Source organism: Streptomyces sp. NBC_01317 (assembly GCF_035961655.1).
Taxonomy (GTDB): domain Bacteria; phylum Actinomycetota; class Actinomycetes; order Streptomycetales; family Streptomycetaceae; genus Streptomyces.
Genome location: NZ_CP108393.1, coordinates 3,588,831 through 3,605,820 on the forward strand (window position 1 = coordinate 3,588,831; position 16,990 = coordinate 3,605,820).

Sequence of the window (16,990 nt, forward strand, 5' to 3'; positions counted from 1 at the left end):
CGGCGAATCAGCCGGACAGGGCCCCCTTCACACACTCCCCCTCACGCCCCCAGCAGCCTCCGCACCCGGTCCGCCCCCACCGCGAGCAGCAGCGTGGGCAGCCGGGGCCCGGTGTCCCGCCCGACCAGCAGCCGGTACAGCAGCGCGAAGAACGTCCGCTGCGCGACCTTCAGCTCCGCCGTCGGCTTGGCGTCCGCCTCCAGCCCCGCGAGGACCTTCGGCACGCCGTACACGAGGGTCGTCAGCCCGTCCAGCGACCAGTGGCTGTCCAGGCCGGCCAACAGCAGCCGCAGCGATTCCGCCGCCTGCTCGTCCAGCGCGCCCAGCAGCTCCTTGTCCGGCTCGTCGCGCACGACCGTGCGCGCCTCGGCCGGCACCTGCGTGGTGATCCAGTTCTCCGCCCGGTCCAGCCGGGGCCGTACCTCGTCCAGCGAGGTCAGCGGCCGGTCCGGGTCCAGCTCGCTGAGGATCCGTACGGTCTGCTCCTCGGCGCCCGCCGTGATGTCCACGACGGAGGCGAGGGTGCGGTACGGCAGCGGCCTCGGCGTCTTCGGCAGCTCACCGGCCGCCGTGCCCGTGGCGCGTCCGTAGGCGGCGGCGTCCGCCGGCAGCACGGAGCCGTCGGCGACCTTCCGCTCCAGCGCGTCCCACTCGTCGTACAGCCGCTGGATCTCCTGGTCGAAGGCGATCTTGAAGGACTGGTTCGGCCTGCGGCGCGCGTACAGCCAGCGCAGCAGCGGCGCCTCCATGATCTTCAAGGCGTCGGCCGGCGTCGGCACCCCGCCCTTGCTGGACGACATCTTCGCCATCCCCGAGATGCCCACGAAGGCGTACATCGGGCCGATCGGCTGGACGCCGTCGAAGATCTCGCGCACGATCTGGCCGCCGACGACGAAGGACGAGCCGGGCGAGGAGTGGTCGACGCCGGAGGGCTCGAAGATCACACCTTCGTACGCCCAGCGCATCGGCCAGTCGACCTTCCAGACGAGCTTGCCGCGGTTGAACTCGCTCAGCAGGACCGTCTCGGAGAAGCCGCACGCGGTGCAGGTGTACGTCAGCTCGGTCGTGTCGTCGTCGTAGGCGGTGACGGTGGTCAGGTCCTTGCCGCAGCCGCCGCAGTAGGGCTTGTACGGGAAGTAGCCGGCGGACCCGCCGCTGCCGTCGTCCTCCTCCGCCGCGCCGGAGCCCTCGGCGGCCTCCAGCTCGGCCTCCTCGGGCTTCTTCTGCTGCTGCTTGGCGGGGGTTTTCGAGGCCGCGTCCCCCGCTGCCTTGTCCTTCGTCCGGTAGCGCCCGAGGATCGCGTCGATGTCACCGCGGTGCCGCATCGCGTGCAGGATCTGCTCGCGGTACGTCCCGGCCGTGTACTGCCCGGTCTGGCTGATCCCGTCGTACTCGATGCCCAGCTCGCCCAGGGACCCGATCAGCGCGGCCTTGAAGTGCTCGGCCCAGTTCGGGTACGCCGACCCGGCCGGGGCGGGCACCGAGGTCAGGGGCTTGCCGATGTGCTCGGCCCAGGACGCGTCGACGCCCGGGACGCCGTTCGGCACCTTGCGGTAGCGGTCGTAGTCGTCCCAGGAGATCAGGTGCCTGACCTCGTACCCCCGGCGGCGGATCTCGTCCGCGACCAGGTGCGGGGTCATGACCTCCCGCAGATTGCCCAGGTGGACCGGGCCCGAGGGGGAGATTCCGGACGCGACGACGACGGGTTTCCCAGGCGCACGCCGCTCCGACTCGGCGATGACGTCGTCCGCGAAACGGGAGACCCAGTCGGCCTCGGTGCTCTGAGCCACGATCGGCACGTCCTTCTTTCAGCTACGCCCCAGAAAAACCGGCGACCGTCATTGTCCCAGGTCCCGGTGACAGAGCGAAAATCGATTGATGGCCCATGGGATACTTGGGACGACTCCCCGTACCCGACAGGAACGGCTCCCCGCCATGGCCCCGGTCACTTCCCTCGCCTCGACCGTCGATCAGCGCATCGCGGACGCCCTCTCGGCAGCTCTGCCGGAGGCCGGCTCCGCCGATCCGCTGCTGCGTCGAAGCGACCGGGCGGACTTCCAGGCCAACGGCATCCTGGCGCTCGCGAAGAAGCTCAAGGGCAATCCGCGGGAGCTGGCGGGCCAGGTCGTCGCCGCGCTGGCGGCCAATGACGTGATCAAGGAGATCGAGGTCTCCGGGCCCGGCTTCCTGAACATCACGCTCACCGACCGGGCGATCACCGAGACGCTGGCCGCACGGGCCGCCGACGACCGGCTCGGGGTGCCCTTCGCGGCCCACCCGGGCACGACGGTGATCGACTACGCGCAGCCGAACGTGGCCAAGGAGATGCACGTCGGCCACCTCCGGTCGGCCGTGATCGGCGCGGCCATGGTGGAGATCCTGGAGTTCACCGGCGAGAAGGTGGTCAGGCGCCACCACATCGGCGACTGGGGCACCCAGTTCGGCATGCTCATCCAGTACTTGACCGAGCACCCGCACGAACTGGACCACCAGCGCGGTGACATCGACGGCGAGACGGCGATGTCGAACCTGAACCGGCTCTACAAGGCCTCGCGCGCGCTCTTCGACTCCGACGAGGAGTTCAAGGCCCGGTCGCGGGACCGGGTGGTGGCGCTCCAGGCCGGTGACAAGGAGACGCTCGCCCTCTGGCAGAAGTTCGTGGACGAGTCGAAGATCTACTTCTACTCGGTCTTCGACAAGCTCGACATGGAGATCCACGACCCCGACGTCGTGGGCGAGTCGGGCTACAACGACATGCTGGAGGACACCTGCCGGATCCTGGAGGAGACCGGGGTCGCGGTCCGCTCCGAGGGCGCGCTGTGCGTGTTCTTCGACGACGTGCTGGGCCCGGACGGCAATCAGGTCCCGCTGATCGTGAAGAAGTCGAACGGCGGGTACGGCTACGCGGCCACGGACCTCTCCGCGATCCGCGACCGGGTGACGCGGCTGGACGCGACGACGCTGCTGTACGTGGTCGACGCCCGGCAGTCGCTGCACTTCAAGATGGTCTTCGAGACGGCACGGCGGGCCGGCTGGCTGGGCGACGGGACGAAGGCCGTCCAGCTCGCGTTCGGCACGGTGCTCGGCAAGGACGGCAAGCCGTTCAAGACCCGTGAGGGCGAGACCGTACGGCTGGAGGACCTGCTGGACGAAGCCGTCGAGCGGGCGACCGCGGTCGTACGGGAAAAGGCCGACAAGGCCGGCCTCAGCGAGGAGGACATCCTCAGGAACGGCCGGTACGTGGGCATCGGCGCCGTGAAGTACGCGGACCTGTCGACCTCTGCCGTACGGGACTACAAGTTCGACCTGGACCAGATGGTGTCGCTCAACGGTGACACGTCCGTCTACCTCCAGTACGCGTACGCCCGGAACCGCTCCATCCTGCGCAAGGCGGAGGGCGCCCGGCCCGTCGCGCACCCGGAGCTCGAACTGGCCCCGGCGGAGCGGTCCTTGGGGCTGCACCTCGACCAGTTCGGCGAGACGCTGGCGGAGGTCGCGGCCGCGTACGAGCCGCACAAGCTGACCGCGTACCTCTACCAACTGGCCTCGCACTACGCGACGTTCTTCGAACAGTGCCCGGTCCTCAAGGCGCCTACGCCGGAGCAGGTGGAGAACCGCCTCTTCCTCTGCGAGCTCACGGCGCGCACGCTCCAGCAGGGTCTGGCGCTGCTGGGGATCCGGTCGCCGGAACGCCTCTGACGGAGCACGCCCGAGCGGCTGGGGGGCCGAAGTGACCACGGTGACCGTGGGGTTACCCGACCTGGCGGCTCCGCGCCCCGACGACCCCGCGCCCCGGCCGAGGCTGCTGCACCTGGGGCCCGGGGAGAGCGCGGACTTCGGGCGCGGGACGCCGCGCGACCCGGTCGCCGTACCGCTGCGGGATCCCGGTGTCCCGCAGGGCCGGGCGGATCACGGCGGCCGAGGACTACTGGCGGCTGTCCAACTTCAGCCGTACGAGCGCGATCCCCAGCATGGCCGTCTACGTGTGCTGGCTGGGCCAGCGCTTCACGGCGGAGGGCCTGACGGAGAACATGCCCGCCCTCGTCGCGGCCGGCTACCGGACGAGCGACAAGGCGATCGTGGACGCCGGCGGCGTACCCCCGCGTGTCCAGCCTCATGTGGACCAAGTCCTGCGCCACCTGCGGGAGTACACCAGGTGACCCCCCTGCTCCCCCGACCCTGACATCTGTCAGGACCGCACGCGGCCCTGTCCTCCTACCGTTCGAAGCACCACCACGGCGCTTCGGGACGGGGGACGGACATGGGCGGGGGACGCACATGAGCGGACACACCGGGCGGGGCAGGGGTGCGGTGACCCTCGCCCTGCTGGGTCTGCTGGGTCTGGCCTCTCCGCTCCTGGCCGCGTGTACGCCCCCGGGCGGTACGGCCACCGCCCCGCCGGCCACCGGCGCCCGGCGCGCCACCACCGCACCCCGTGAAACCACCCCCGCCGAGAAGGAGTTGCCGCGGCGGGCGGAGAAGATCCTGACGCGGGACTGCATGAAGAAGCGGGGATTCTCCTTCTGGGTCACCGCCGAACTCCCCGACCCCGTCGAGCGGTTGTTCCCGCACGTGATCGACGACCCGGCCTGGGCGGCGGCGCACGGATACGGACGGGACCTCCAGGAGCGCAGAACGGCGCTGGCCGCGGAGAACCCCAACCAGCGCTATTTCAGAGGCCTTTCGGCGGAACGGAAGTCCGCGGCGGTCCGGACGTCGAACGGGGCGAAGCCGGAAGGCCTCGAAGCGGACGTGCCGGGCATGGCAACGGTCCGGCACAGCGACGAGGGATGCGAGTCCGAGGCGCAGAAGTCCCTCTACACCGACCTGCGCGCCTGGTACCGCGCACGCAAGGTGACGGAGGCGCTGGTCATCGCCGTACACACGGCGGTGGAGGCGGACCCGGTCTACACCAAGGCCGTCGACCGCTGGTCGGTGTGCATGCGGGCGGAGGGACACCGTTACTCCTCCCCCGCCGAGGCACGGCGGACCTTCCTGCGCGGGCCGGACGGCAACGGCCGTACCGAGACCGAAACCGCGACGGCGGAGGCCCGTTGTGCCCTCTCCTCGCGCCTGGCGGAAACGGCGCGGGCGCTGGAGAGCGCCCGTCGCGAGGACACCGACGCCCGGTACCCCACCGAGGTCAGGGACAGGAAAGCGCTGGAGTACGGGGCGCTGAGCCGCGCCCGGACCCTCACACGAAACGGCTGATGTCACGCGTCACTCCGTGATGTCGGCCCTCACGAAAGGTACAGAAGGACCAATGAACAAGCTGAGCATGTACGCCGCCGGAGCGGTCACTCTCCTCGCCTTGACGGTCCCCGTCGCGAGCGCCCAGGCGGCGCCGGACGGATGTCGGTCCTTCCTCCGCCCTGCCGTACATCCGCGACGCCAGTCCCGTAGAGGAAGGTGGCGACCCACAGAGTCCACCAGGCGTTGATCAGACCGGATCGGGGGCGTGGTTGTATGACGAGATGGACAGCCTTGCCGCCTCGCCGGTCGCCGTGACCCTGCCCCTTCTGCGCTGGGGCCCGCCCGACGCCTCCCGCCACGCCCTGCTGCTCCACGGCCTGACCTCGGCGGGGGCGTGCTGGTGGCAACTGGCGGACGACCTGGCGGCGGCGGGCTGGGCCGTCACCGCCCCCGACCTGCGCGGCCACGGCCTGGCGCCCCGCACCCGCCGCTACGACATAGCCGGGTTCGCCGCCGACGTCCTGGCCCTGACTCCGGAGCACACCGGCAGCCCGGAGCACACCACCGTCCCCCGCCCCTGGGACCTCGTCGTCGGCCACTCCCTCGGCGGCCTGATCGCCACCGCCGCCGTCGACACCGCCCCCGGGTGGGCGGCGCGCCTCCTGCTGATCGACCCCGTGATCACCATCGCGGGCGGCGCGGACGACCTCGTACACGCGCTGACCGACGAACTCCGTGCCGAGCCGGACACACTGCTCCGCGACCACCCGCTCTGGCACCCCGAGGATGTCTCCCTCAAGGTGCAGGCCGCGGCGCGCACCAGCCCGTACGTCGTCGAGAGCGTCCTCCGGCAGAACATCCCCTGGTCATACGAAACGGCCCTCGCGCGCTCCACCTGCCCGGTGACCGTACTCGCCGCGGACCCCCACCACGACCCGTCCTTCACAGCGGAGGAAGGACGCCGCATCGAGGAGACGAAGGCGGACTTCCACTGGTCCGTCGTAGAGGGCGCCGGCCACTCCATCCAGCGGGACGCCCCGGCGGCGGTCTCGGCGGCGGCACTCACCGAATAGCGCGCGCCACGCCCACAACCGGCGCAGAATTCCCCCCGATACGATCTTCGGAACCTCTCTCCCTGACCAACATTTTTACGTGTTTTCACAACGGACCTGTGGGAAAGAACAACGCATTGAATCAGCCGCTCGGTAGGCTGGTTCGCGCGTATGAGGGTGGGGCCTGAGAGCGCGAATCTCTTTTTGCCCTGCCCTCGTCCGGTCCAAGAGGGGGGCTGGGATGAACCGTTCACCGTCCGACGGCGTTTTCGTGCCCAAGATAGTCGTGGCCATCGATTTCGGAACACACGGCTCCGGATTTGCCTGGGCAACCGTGTCGAATTTACAGAACATGACCAACAATCGCTTGATCGTCTACCAGGACTTCGTGACCCGGGGCGGCAGCAGCTCCTATCCGAAGGACCTGACGGCCGTCCTGGTGGATCGGGACGGAACCGCAGTGGAGTTCGGTTTCAAGGCCCGCAAACGCTGGCAAGCCGCAGACGCCCGGGGAAATCCGGACCGTCTCGGATACGCCACCAGGTTCAAGATGGCGTTACGGTCCGACGCCCCGCAGACCGACGTGACGCGCTTCCACGGCAGCCTCTCCCGTCCCGACCGGCGGACGGTGAAGAAGTTGATCTCGGACTGTCTCGGGAAGCTCTACCGGACAGCCCTCGAAGAGATCGACGCGACGAGCTTCCGCGGTATCGGATTCACGGAGGACGACATCCGCTGGTGCGTCACCGTACCCGCGATCTGGAGGGACGCCGAGAAACAGGCGATGCGCGACGCCGCTGCCGAGGCCAGCATGCCCTCCTCGGAGGAAAGGCTGCTGCTCGTCAGCGAGCCGGAGGCGGCGGCCATTTACTGCGCGCTCACCCCCGGCACCCTGCTCGGGCCGACGCGGCCGGAAGGCCGGCTCGACGTCGAGACAGCCGGCAGCCGCTTCATGGTGGTCGACTGCGGCGGCGGCACCGTCGACATCACCAGCTACCAGATCCGCACGGACGGCCTCGAAACCAACCGGCTGGCCGAGGTCGGCATCCCCGACGGCGGCCCGCTCGGATCGGCCTACATCAACCAGCACTTTGTCGAGCGGGTGCTCGCCGACCGTTTCGGCGTCGAGCAGTTGAAGGCACTGACGGTCTCCCATTCCCGGGAGATCGCCCTGCTGGAGGACCGCTGGGAGGAACAGAAGACCGGCCTGCACTCCGAGACGACCCCCGACGGTACGCCGGTCTTCACCGGCTCCTGTGACATCGAAGTGCCCGGCCGTCTCTGGGAGGCGCTCGCCGAGTCGACCAGGGAGCGGCTGACCGAGGAGGCGTTCGACGATCCGTACCACCTCGTCCTGACCCCGGAGGAGGTCACCGACCTTCACGAGTCGGTGGTCGGCCGCGTCCTGGAGACGATCGAGCGGCAGCGCCGGAGCGTGATCGACCACGGCACCGGCAACGGGGTGGACCAGATCCTCGTCGTCGGCGGATTCGCCCGCTCCACCTATCTGCGGGACCGGATCGCCCAGCGGTTCGGCGGCGAGGTCGAGGTCCTGATCCCGCAGGATCCCGCGGTCGCCGTCCTCGGCGGGGCCGTGCACTTCGCCTACGACCCCTCCGTCATCTGGGAACGCCGCTCCAAGTACACGTACGGATACGGCTGCTCCATGCCCTTCCGTGAGGGGGTGGACCCGGAGGTCAGGAGCTTCACCGACAGCGAAGGGGACGTGATGTGCAACAACCGATTCAGCATCATGGTGCGGCGCGGCGCACCGGTCCCCGTCGACCGGGTCGTCGCCAGGAGCATCGGGATTCCGGGAGTCGTCGCCGGCGCCGGCACGGTGGGCATCCCTTTGTTCGCGACCTTCAGCGACGATCCGCAGTACGACGACGAAGCGGGCGTCGAATTGGTGGGGACAGTCTCCGCAGACGTGTCCGGCTCCGAGAACCTGCGGTCGTCCGAGCACAGGCTCGACATCTACTTCGCCTTCGGCGGCTCGGAGATCGCCGTGGAGACCCGAGACCGGGTCAGTGGCGCGCGCCGCAACGCCACGATCACTTTCACGGAGTTGTACGGACGACACGGAAAGGCGGGTAATTGATTCATGGACCAGGCCACTTACGGCTACGGCGGTGAATTCGATGAGCACTACGAGCCCGTGCGGCAACCGGCCTCCATGTCGTCCAAGCGCGGAGGGGACAAGACGAACCAGCACGAAGGCGACACCGCCGCCTTGTACACGCAGTTACGCGAGCAGTTCACCCTGGACATCAACCGGCAGACCGAGATCCTCACCGCCCGGACGGACCGGGCAACGAACGCCGTACTCAGCGCCCTGGAAGGTCTCGGCGAGCGGGTCGACACCATGGCCCGCAACGTCGAGTTGCTGTTGAACGCCCTGCGCGACCAAGGGGTACGCGACGCGATCGACACAGGCCGCGCCACCTCCGACCTCCATCGTGATCACCTCCCGCTCGCCGAGACGTACCGGACGCTGGTGACGCAGTCCCTCCGGGACCTGGGGCGGCTGCTGTGCCCCAAGGAAGGAGACGAAGGGCGCACGGAGCTGGCGCGGCGCCGCGCCCGGGCCGTCGCGTACCTTGTCGTGCTCCTCTTCCACCCGCTCGACCGGCCGATGTCCAGCACCCAGGAGGAGATCGCCGCCCAACTGCGCGAACTCGGTCTGGCCACCGAAGTGCCGGGTTTCCGGGGCCAGTTCCCCGCCGTGTTCCAGCGGGCGTGGGAACTGCGCGAGGGCGTGGCGGGCCTCGCTCTCCCTGCCGCACTCGACTTCGGCACCGACGTGACGGCCCTGCCGGCGGACGGCTACCAGCCGTGGGAACAGCAGGCCGACGACGCGCGCCCGGAGTTCCTGATCGCTCCCGCGTACGTCGTGGGAGGCGACCGGCCGCGGAGCCTGAGCCGGCCCGTCGTGTTCCTCACCCCGGCGGTCCACCGGTGAACCGGCCGCTGAACCCGCGCGAAGTCGCCCTGGGCGTCCCCCTGGTGGACGACCGGCTCCTCCTCGAACTGCTCAACGACCTGCACACCGCGGACGACCTCGTACGGGCCACGGTGCGCGAGGGGTTCTTCGCCAGACTGCTGGGCCAGGTCACCGGGCGCCGGCGCAGACAGGACCTCGCCGTCACCGGCGCCCTGGTCGGCGCTCAACGCGACACCCTGGCCTGGCTGTCCGGCCTCACCACCCGGCTCGCCGTCACCGACCTGGTCGTCGCCGAGGTCTCCGACGAGGTGGCCCGGGTGCGCGAGGACGTGAAGGGGCTCGACGGCCGCGTGCGGTGGGCCGAGGGCAGCATCCGCGAACTCGCCCTCGTCCTGGCGGAACTCGCCGAACAGACCGGGCGCGGCCTGGCCGGGCACGACGAGCGGCTGCGCAAGGTCGAGAGCAGGCTCGCCATCGACGACGCGGTACGCCGCTGGCGCCACCCCCGCCCCGATCCGGGGCTGGGCCGCCTCTTCGGGGCCGTACTGCTGGCCCGGGAGGTCGCGGCCGGCCCCGCCGGGGAGTTCTCGGACACCGCACGCGACGCCCACGTCGAGCAGGAGCTGGTCGAGCGCATGCTCCAGGACCCGCCGACACCGTGGTACGACGGCGTCAGATCCGTGGCCGGCCTGCTCGCCGAAGCCACCCGCCATCTCCCGGGCGACGATCACAGGACCATGCTCGCGGAACTGCTGGGGGCGGGGCTTCGGGAGGAACTGACCCGTGCGCGCGGTCCGTTGAGCACCGCGCTCAGCACGGCGGCGGCGACCACGGTCCGGGGCACGGACCCCGACGCCGCGGCGACCAAGGCGCTGCGCGGCGCGGTCCGCAACGGCACCCGTTACGTCGCCGCGAGCCTGACCGCCGAGGAGTTGCTGCGGCAACTGGTCGGGGAGCAGTTCGCGGAGGCGGCCGCGCGCCGCTCCCGGCTCCAGGAGAAGGGGACAGGGACGGGGACAGCAGGGGCAGGGACAGCAGGGGCAGGGACGGGCACGGGGAGGGCCTCATGACCGGCTCGGCGGACTTCGTCGACCTTCGCCGAAAGGCCCTGGAGGTGGCCCTGCGTCCGGGGCCCGCGCGCCAGGAGCCGTCCCCCGCCCCGGCCGGCCGGTCCCGGGCGCCCCGCCCCCCGCACTCCTCCGTACGCATCGGGCTGGTGCTGGCGGGCGGCGGGGCCAAGGGCGCCTACGAGCTCGGAGTCCTGGACTACATGGCCGAGCGGGGCTTCCGCGTGTCCGCGATCGCCGGCACCAGCATCGGCGCCCTCAACGGCGCCGTACTGGCCAGCGGAGAGACCTTCTTCCACGGCGTCCAGCAACTGGCCGCTTTCTGGGAACGCTTCTCCGTCCGTATGGGAGTCCCGCCGTCCGAGGCCCGGGGGCTGCCGCTGGACGAGGCCGGTGTCGCCATGGAGAGCACGTCACAGCAGATACGGCGGCTGGGGCCGCGCCTGCGGGCTCTCAAGCAGCGGACCGGCCTGCTGGAAGAACTGATCGACGAGGCGGTGGACGCCGACCGCATCCGTGCCGGGCTGCCCGTGTGGGTCACCGCCTATCCGCTGACGACCCACCGTGCCGTGCCGGAACGGGTGCGGTACCTGAGGGAGGTCGGCCGCTGGATGGGCGGTGCGCGGGCCACCATCATCCGGCTCAACGACCTGGAGGCGCCGCAGGTCCGCGACGCCGTCCTGGCCAGCGCCGCGCTCCCGTTCGTCTTCCCGACCCGGGTGATCGACGGATGCGCGTACCTGGACGGCGGGCTGGGCCGCGGTGACCGTACGCCGGTACGCGCGTTCGCCTCGGCGGAGCACTGCGACGTCCTCGTCGTCCTGCACCTGCACCCCGATGCCCGGGTGGCGCCGGGCGCCGCCACCGGTCTCGTCCGCGTCGACATCCGGCCGAGCCTTCCGGTCGTACCCCCGGGCCCGCTCGGGCCGATGACCGGCTTGATGAACTTCTCGCCCGACCGTATGGCCGCCCTGCGCGTCCTCGGCTACCGCGACGCGACCCGGCGCTTCGACGAGATCGAGAAGCTCCTGGGACGCCGGGGCGCCCTCGATGAAGCCGAGTCCGCGATGCTGTCGGCCCTGCGGCGGCTCAAGGGCGAATCACCCGCGCCGTGAAGAGCGCGGGCCGACGAATCACCGAGCGAATCACCGAGCAACGAGGAACCACCGATCGCCGAGGGGGCGTAGTTGTCCGACCGCCTGGACGTGCTCACCGCCATCTACCAGTCCGACCGTGCCGACCGGTCCAGCACCCTCACCGTCAGCCTCGCCACCATGGGTGCCGCCGTCACGTACCTCGTGGGCACGATCGCCTTCTACGACAAACTCGACCTGCTGGGCTGGGCCATCAGTCTGCTGCCGTTCCCCCTGATCTGCGTCCTGGCCTTCCAGGCCCAGATGGTCAACCTGGCCGGCGTCCGGGCCCGCTCCATCCTCACCCTGGAGAAGGCGCTCCTGGACGCGGTGGAACCCCCGAACGGTCCCCGCCTGGACCGTGCCGTCCTCGGCGTCACCGCCAGCGAACGGGCCTCCAACCCGCACACTGCCGCCCGCTGGCAGCGCTCCGCGACCCTCATCGCATACCTGGGTGTCGGTCTCATCGACGTGCTCTACGTCGTGCTGATGCTGATCAAGGCCGCCCCGCACCTCTCCGTCTGGACAGCCGCGCCCGCCACGGTGTACGGCGTGCTCCTCGTCCTTGTGGCCCTGGCCTGGCACCACAGCGTCAGCAACCTCGACTTCAGCGCGGTGGGCGGCCCCTGACCCACGGCTGACACCAGGCATGGCACCGCATGGCGCCACCTGGCACCGGATGGCGCCACCTTTCGCCAAGGTGGCGCCATCACATTTTCGCAGGTCAGACCGGTCACGCAAGCCATTGCCCCCACAATGCCACCCCGAGGCTTGCGCATGGTGCCATTCTGATGCCATGATGGCGTCATGGACCTCACCCCGTATGTCGACTCCCTCCGCCGCGAACTCGCGGTGGCCGCCGAAGCCGGTGGCGACGAAGCCCGCGAGCTGGCCGACCGGCTCACCGCTCCGCTGGAGTCGGCGGCCCGGCTGACCATGCTCAACGTGCTCTCCGCCGCGACGGACGAGATCACCCGCGAACTCGCCCCCGGCTCGGTCGACGTACGGCTGCGCGGGATCGACCCCGACTTCGTGGTGACGCGGCCGCTCACCGACGGGGGCACCCCCGCCGAGCCGGCCGCGTCCGCCGAGCCGCTCAAGGCGCACGCGCCCGCCGACGGCGACGAGGGCGGCACCGCCCGCGTCAACCTCCGTCTGCCCGCGCCCCTCAAGGCCCGCGCCGAGGAGGCCGCGAACCGCGAGGGCCTGTCGGTCAACGCGTGGCTGGTACGGGCCGTGTCGGCCGCGGTCGACGGCGGCAGCCGGCCCCGTACGACCCAGAAGACCCAGTCCATCGGACAGAGCATCACGGGCTGGGTGCGCTGACCGCACCCCAACCGGCACGTCACCACTTCACCTCACTTCACCCACACCACGTCCCACCAGCGGGGACGCACCCACGACCCAAGAGGACGAGACAGCCATGCCTTCTTTCGACACTCCCCTGCCCATCTCCGTCAACGCCCGCGTCGACGCCGGATCCATCCAGTTCGCCGCGGCCGACCGCGCCGACACCGTGGTGGCCGTCGCTCCCCGCGACCCGAAGAAGGACCAGGACGTACGGGCCGCCGAGCAGACCGAAGTCTCGTACACGAGCGGTGTGCTGACCGTCCGTACGCCCAAACAGCGCTACCCCCTCGGACGCACCGGCACCGTCGACGTGACGGTCGAACTCCCCACGGACTCCAACGTCGACATGACCGGCGCCTGGGCCCAGGTGCTCGGCGAGGGCCGGCTCGGTGACGTACGGGTGAAGACCTCGTCCGGTGACGTCCGCCTGGAGACCACCGGCCCGCTCCACCTGACCGCCTCCCACGGCTCGATCACCGTCGAGCGGGTCGAGGGCCTGGCGGAGATCACGACCAGCTCCGGCAGCCTGCGCGTGGGTACGGTCGACGGCCCCGCCGTCCTGAAGAACTCGCACGGCACCACCACCGTCGGCACCGCCACCGGGGAGCTGCGCGTGAACGGTTCCAACGGCGACATCATCGTCGAGCGCGCCGAGGACTCGGTCACCGCCACCACCGCCCACGGCACCCTGCGCGTCGCCGAAGTGGTGCGCGGGACGGTCCAGTTGGAGACCTCCTACGGCGCCATCGAGGTCGGCGTCCGCGAGGGTACGGCGGCCTGGCTCGACGTCAGCTCCAGCTCGGGCCAGGTACGCAACACGCTCACCCCGTCCGAGACCCCGGAGGAGAGCGAGGACACCGTCAAGGTCCGCGCCCGCACCCGGTACGGCAACGTCGACATCCGCCGCGCCAGGGCCTGACCCCCGACACGGGAATCACGACCCCGCCCGGCCCGCTCGCCCCACCCCACCCCAGCCACTCAAGCCTTCTCACGGAGGGTCCCATGCCTTCTTCTGTCATGCCCACGCCCAGAATGAGCGACAGTGACGGCCACCCGTCCCCGACCGCCATCTCCACGATCGGCCTGCGCAAGTCGTACGGCGACAAGACCGTCCTCGACGGCATCGATCTCCGCATCCCTGCCGGGTCCGTCTTCGCCCTGCTCGGGCCGAACGGCGCCGGCAAGACCACCGCCGTGAAGATCCTGTCCACGCTCATCGCCGCCGACGACGGCCAGGCCCAGGTCGCGGGCCACGACATCGCCACCTCACCGCACCAGGTGCGCGCCGCGATCGGCGTCACCGGGCAGTTCTCCGCCGTCGACGGGCTGATCACCGGCGAGGAGAACATGCTCCTCATGGCGGACCTGCACCACCTGTCCAAGCGCGAGGGGCGGCGGGTCACCGCCGAACTCCTCGACCGGTTCGACCTCACCGAGGCGGCGAAGAAGCCCGCCTCGGCCTACTCCGGCGGCATGAAGCGCCGCCTCGACATCGCCATGACGCTCGTCGGCGATCCGCGGATCATCTTCCTGGACGAACCGACCACCGGCCTCGACCCGCGCAGCCGCCACACCATGTGGGGCATCATCCGCGAGCTGGTCACGGGCGGCGTCACCGTCTTCCTCACCACCCAGTACCTGGAAGAGGCCGACGAACTCGCCGACCGTATCGCCGTGCTGAACGACGGCAGGATCGCCGCAGAGGGAAGCGCCGACGAGCTGAAGCGACTCGTCCCCGGCGGACACGTACGACTCCGCTTCTCCGACCCGGCCGCCTACCGCGGCGCCGCCGCCGCGCTGGGCGGCGGCGTCACCCAGGACGACGAGGCGCTGGCGTTGCAGATCCCCAGCGACGGCAGCCAGCGCGCGCTGCGCTCCGTCCTCGACCGGCTGGACGGGGCCGGCATCGAGGCGGACGAGCTGACCGTACAGACACCCGACCTGGACGACGTGTTCTTCGCCCTGACCGCCCCCACCCGGCCGAGCCACACCCAGGAGAGTGCCCGATGAGTGCCCACACCCTCACCCTCGCCGTCCGCGACTCGAACACGATGCTGCGCCGCAACCTCCTGCACGTGCGCCGCTACCCGTCCATGACGCTGAACCTGCTGCTCACCCCGGTCGTGCTCCTGCTGCTCTTCGTCTACATCTTCGGTGACGTGATGAGCGCCGGCATCGGGGGCGGCGGGGACCGGTCCGCGTACCTCGCCTATCTCGTCCCGGGCATCCTGCTGCTGACCATCGGCGGCACCACGATCGGCAGCGCGGTGTCCGTCTCCATGGACATGACGGAGGGCATCATCGCCCGCTTCCGTACGATGGCGATCCACCGCGCTTCGGTCCTCGTCGGGCACGTCGTCGGCAGTGTGATCCAGTGCGTGCTGAGTGTGGTCTGCGTCGGGGCCGTCGCGGTGGCGATCGGCTTCCGGTCCACGGACGCCACCGCCGTGGAGTGGCTCCTGGCGGTGGGACTGCTGGCCCTCGTCTCCCTGGCGCTGACCTGGATCGCGGTCGGGATGGGCCTGTCCAGCCCCACCGCGGAGGCGGCCAGCAACAACGCCATGCCGCTGATGGTCCTGCCGCTGCTCTCCAGCGCCTTCGTACCGCTCGACGCGATGCCGGGCTGGTTCCGCCCGATCGCCGAGTACCAGCCCTTCACCCCGGCCATCGAGACCCTGCGCGGCCTGCTCCTGGGCACCGAGATCGGCCACAACGGCTGGCTGGCGGTGACCTGGTGCCTGGCCCTGGCCGCCCTCGGCTACTTCTGGTCCACGTCCCTCTTCAACCGCGACCCGAAGTAACGACACCCCCCGCCCCACGCCCGAAGGGGCGGCGCACCCCGACCCCCGTCGGCGTGCGCCGCCCCGCCGTCGTACCCTCGGCCATACTGCCGCGCCCGCCGTCCCCGGCGGGGCCGTCTCACGTCGTGGCGATCACCCGCTGCCCGGCCCACGCCCGAGCTGCGGCGATCAAGGGTGCGCGGTGCGGAGCGGGGTCCGATCGATCGCGGCTCTCCCACACAGCGCACAAGGCGTGCGCGAACGTGGTGACGGCCGAGGGATCGGCGGTCCGGTAGGCGGACACCGATCGGGCCAGGACTTCGGCTTCCTCGACCGTGTGGCCGGCATGAATGAACCTTGGAACGGCGAATCCCGTGTCGGCCCATGCAGGACCGGGGCAGGCAAGGGCCCAGTCGAGTACGCGGATGCCATCCTCTCCGGTCAGCATGTTGAGCGGTGACACGTCCGAGTGGACGAGCGTCCGGCCTTCGAGGTCGGGGGAACGGTCGGCGGGGTAGAAACCTGCCCAGCGAACACACAGGGGTTTCTTGCGGACCTGCTCGGGCCAGCGCGACTCGGACATGGTGGTGAGCGCGTCGAGGAACGGTCCGAGGTCGGGCGAATCCGGGGCGAGGTTCGGGTGCGCGCCGATGAGGTGTTCGTACCCCGTGAGCAGCCAGCCGCCGGCGTCCACCTGCCAGAGCACGCGGGGCGCGAGCGGAGCCACTCGGGTCACCCGTGTCTCGTAGTCGTACATCCACGAGGCCGGCTCGTCGCTGCGGGTGCCTTTGACAAACACGGGCCCAGCAGCTGTGTGGAGAGTGCAGGCGAGGCGGGACATGACACCGGTCTCCGCGGTCCTGGCGTGCTCGACGGAGCCGGTGTGGGTCTCGACGGCGCTACGGGCTTCGGCCGGGAGTTCAAGCCATGCGGTGCGGTCCACCCGCTCACTCCTCGTGCATAACGGGAGCCGGTCCCCGGCTCGGCCACAGAGTGGCACACACCGAGGACCGGCCGCAGGCGATACGTCACGCGTGCTTCGGGCTGTTGTGGCAGTTGGCGTGGCACTGCGAGCAGTCCGCGAGATCCAGCTCGGGCCAGAACTCCATGTCGATCAGAAACCCGGCCGCGACGATCGCTTCGACCGTCCGGGCGCGCAGAGCCTTGCCGCCGCCGTGCTTCTCCTTGTCGAGGAAACCGGGTTGGTGGTGGACGAACGTGCCGATCGTCCCCGTGCAGAAATCCTGGTATGCCCGCGTGTGCAGCAGGAAGGCGTGCCAGAAGTCGTCAACGAGTGGGGACGGGCTGAGCGGGGCGTCGCTGTGCGCACCGGCCGCGAGGAAGGCGAGCATCTGGCCGATGCCCCGGTCAGCCGTGCCGTCGGCCAGTTCGGGGAACTTGGCCCGCATGTTGGACACGAGCGTCGCGCGCAGCTCGGCGCTGATCAAGTTCCTTGCGTCGGTCACGGGAC

The 16,990-nt window shown here is 70.4% G+C and carries 15 protein-coding genes and 1 pseudogene; 13 read left to right on the plus strand and 3 right to left on the minus strand.

Annotated elements, in window-relative coordinates:
• Positions 1–41: 41 nt before the first annotated feature.
• Positions 42–1,799, minus strand: coding sequence for a lysine--tRNA ligase (gene lysS / locus OG349_RS15210; protein ID WP_327235116.1), 1,758 nt, complete (start codon positions 1,797–1,799; stop codon positions 42–44).
• A gap of 136 nt (positions 1,800–1,935) precedes the next feature.
• On the opposite strand from lysS, the gene argS reads away from it, so the two are divergent.
• The 13 genes and pseudogenes from argS (at position 1,936) to OG349_RS15275 (ending at position 15,540) form a co-directional block, all read left to right on the plus strand.
• Positions 1,936–3,699, plus strand: coding sequence for an arginine--tRNA ligase (gene argS / locus OG349_RS15215; RefSeq protein ID WP_327235117.1), 1,764 nt, complete (start codon positions 1,936–1,938; stop codon positions 3,697–3,699).
• Between the two features lie 31 nt (positions 3,700–3,730).
• Positions 3,731–3,953 (plus strand): annotated as a pseudogene (locus tag OG349_RS15220) (serine/threonine protein kinase); the annotation flags it as partial.
• A gap of 325 nt (positions 3,954–4,278) precedes the next feature.
• A complete protein-coding gene (locus OG349_RS15225; protein ID WP_327235118.1) occupies positions 4,279–5,211 on the plus strand; it encodes a hypothetical protein in 933 nt (310 codons plus the stop codon).
• A 263-nt stretch (positions 5,212–5,474) separates the two neighbouring features.
• Positions 5,475–6,266, plus strand: a complete 792-nt coding sequence (locus OG349_RS15230; RefSeq protein WP_327235119.1) for an alpha/beta fold hydrolase — start codon at positions 5,475–5,477, stop codon at positions 6,264–6,266.
• Positions 6,267–6,597: 331 nt separating this feature from the next.
• On the plus strand, positions 6,598–8,346 hold the full coding sequence (locus OG349_RS15235; RefSeq protein ID WP_327235120.1) for an Hsp70 family protein: 1,749 nt from the start codon (positions 6,598–6,600) through the stop codon (positions 8,344–8,346).
• Positions 8,347–8,349: 3 nt separating this feature from the next.
• The gene (locus tag OG349_RS15240; RefSeq protein ID WP_327235121.1) at positions 8,350–9,207 is read left to right on the plus strand and encodes a hypothetical protein; all 858 of its coding nucleotides are present in this window, start codon (positions 8,350–8,352) and stop codon (positions 9,205–9,207) included.
• Positions 9,204–10,259 (plus strand): hypothetical protein, encoded by a 1,056-nt coding sequence (locus OG349_RS15245; RefSeq protein ID WP_327235122.1) that lies wholly within the window; start codon positions 9,204–9,206, stop codon positions 10,257–10,259. Before OG349_RS15240 ends, OG349_RS15245 begins: the two co-directional genes overlap by 4 nt.
• Positions 10,256–11,371 (plus strand): patatin-like phospholipase family protein, encoded by a 1,116-nt coding sequence (locus OG349_RS15250; RefSeq protein ID WP_327235123.1) that lies wholly within the window; start codon positions 10,256–10,258, stop codon positions 11,369–11,371. Before OG349_RS15245 ends, OG349_RS15250 begins: the two co-directional genes overlap by 4 nt.
• 72 nt (positions 11,372–11,443) lie before the next feature.
• Positions 11,444–12,019, plus strand: coding sequence for a hypothetical protein (locus OG349_RS15255; RefSeq protein ID WP_327235124.1), 576 nt, complete (start codon positions 11,444–11,446; stop codon positions 12,017–12,019).
• Between the two features lie 177 nt (positions 12,020–12,196).
• Complete coding sequence (locus tag OG349_RS15260) at positions 12,197–12,715, plus strand: hypothetical protein (protein WP_327235125.1); 519 nt, start codon at positions 12,197–12,199, stop codon at positions 12,713–12,715.
• Positions 12,716–12,812: 97 nt separating this feature from the next.
• A complete protein-coding gene (locus tag OG349_RS15265) occupies positions 12,813–13,658 on the plus strand; it encodes a DUF4097 family beta strand repeat-containing protein (protein WP_327235126.1) in 846 nt (281 codons plus the stop codon).
• Between the two features lie 83 nt (positions 13,659–13,741).
• The gene (locus tag OG349_RS15270) at positions 13,742–14,749 is read left to right on the plus strand and encodes an ATP-binding cassette domain-containing protein (RefSeq protein WP_327235127.1); all 1,008 of its coding nucleotides are present in this window, start codon (positions 13,742–13,744) and stop codon (positions 14,747–14,749) included.
• Positions 14,746–15,540, plus strand: a complete 795-nt coding sequence (locus OG349_RS15275) for an ABC transporter permease (RefSeq protein WP_327235128.1) — start codon at positions 14,746–14,748, stop codon at positions 15,538–15,540. The genes OG349_RS15270 and OG349_RS15275 overlap by 4 nt, the downstream gene beginning before the upstream one ends.
• A 118-nt stretch (positions 15,541–15,658) precedes the next feature.
• Here the strand turns inward: OG349_RS15275 and OG349_RS15280 are convergent, their stop codons facing one another.
• Both OG349_RS15280 and OG349_RS15285 read right to left on the minus strand, forming a co-directional pair.
• Complete coding sequence (locus OG349_RS15280; protein ID WP_327235129.1) at positions 15,659–16,462, minus strand: phosphotransferase; 804 nt, start codon at positions 16,460–16,462, stop codon at positions 15,659–15,661.
• Between the two features lie 85 nt (positions 16,463–16,547).
• On the minus strand, positions 16,548–16,985 hold the full coding sequence (locus OG349_RS15285) for a glycine-rich domain-containing protein (protein ID WP_327235130.1): 438 nt from the start codon (positions 16,983–16,985) through the stop codon (positions 16,548–16,550).
• Positions 16,986–16,990: the final 5 nt, after the last annotated feature.

What these genes read in the sequence shown, in the direction of transcription:
- OG349_RS15235 (WP_327235120.1), top strand. Translation starts at nt 6,598, where the DNA reads ATGACCAACAATCGCTTGATCGTCTACCAGGACTTCGTGACCCGGGGC.
- OG349_RS15240 (WP_327235121.1), top strand. Translation starts at nt 8,350, where the DNA reads ATGGACCAGGCCACTTACGGCTACGGCGGTGAATTCGATGAGCACTAC.
- OG349_RS15230 (WP_327235119.1), top strand. Translation starts at nt 5,475, where the DNA reads ATGGACAGCCTTGCCGCCTCGCCGGTCGCCGTGACCCTGCCCCTTCTG.
- OG349_RS15225 (WP_327235118.1), top strand. Translation starts at nt 4,279, where the DNA reads ATGAGCGGACACACCGGGCGGGGCAGGGGTGCGGTGACCCTCGCCCTG.
- OG349_RS15270 (WP_327235127.1), top strand. Translation starts at nt 13,742, where the DNA reads ATGCCTTCTTCTGTCATGCCCACGCCCAGAATGAGCGACAGTGACGGC.
- OG349_RS15265 (WP_327235126.1), top strand. Translation starts at nt 12,813, where the DNA reads ATGCCTTCTTTCGACACTCCCCTGCCCATCTCCGTCAACGCCCGCGTC.
- argS (WP_327235117.1), top strand. Translation starts at nt 1,936, where the DNA reads ATGGCCCCGGTCACTTCCCTCGCCTCGACCGTCGATCAGCGCATCGCG.
- OG349_RS15260 (WP_327235125.1), top strand. Translation starts at nt 12,197, where the DNA reads ATGGACCTCACCCCGTATGTCGACTCCCTCCGCCGCGAACTCGCGGTG.
- OG349_RS15275 (WP_327235128.1), top strand. Translation starts at nt 14,746, where the DNA reads ATGAGTGCCCACACCCTCACCCTCGCCGTCCGCGACTCGAACACGATG.
- OG349_RS15250 (WP_327235123.1), top strand. Translation starts at nt 10,256, where the DNA reads ATGACCGGCTCGGCGGACTTCGTCGACCTTCGCCGAAAGGCCCTGGAG.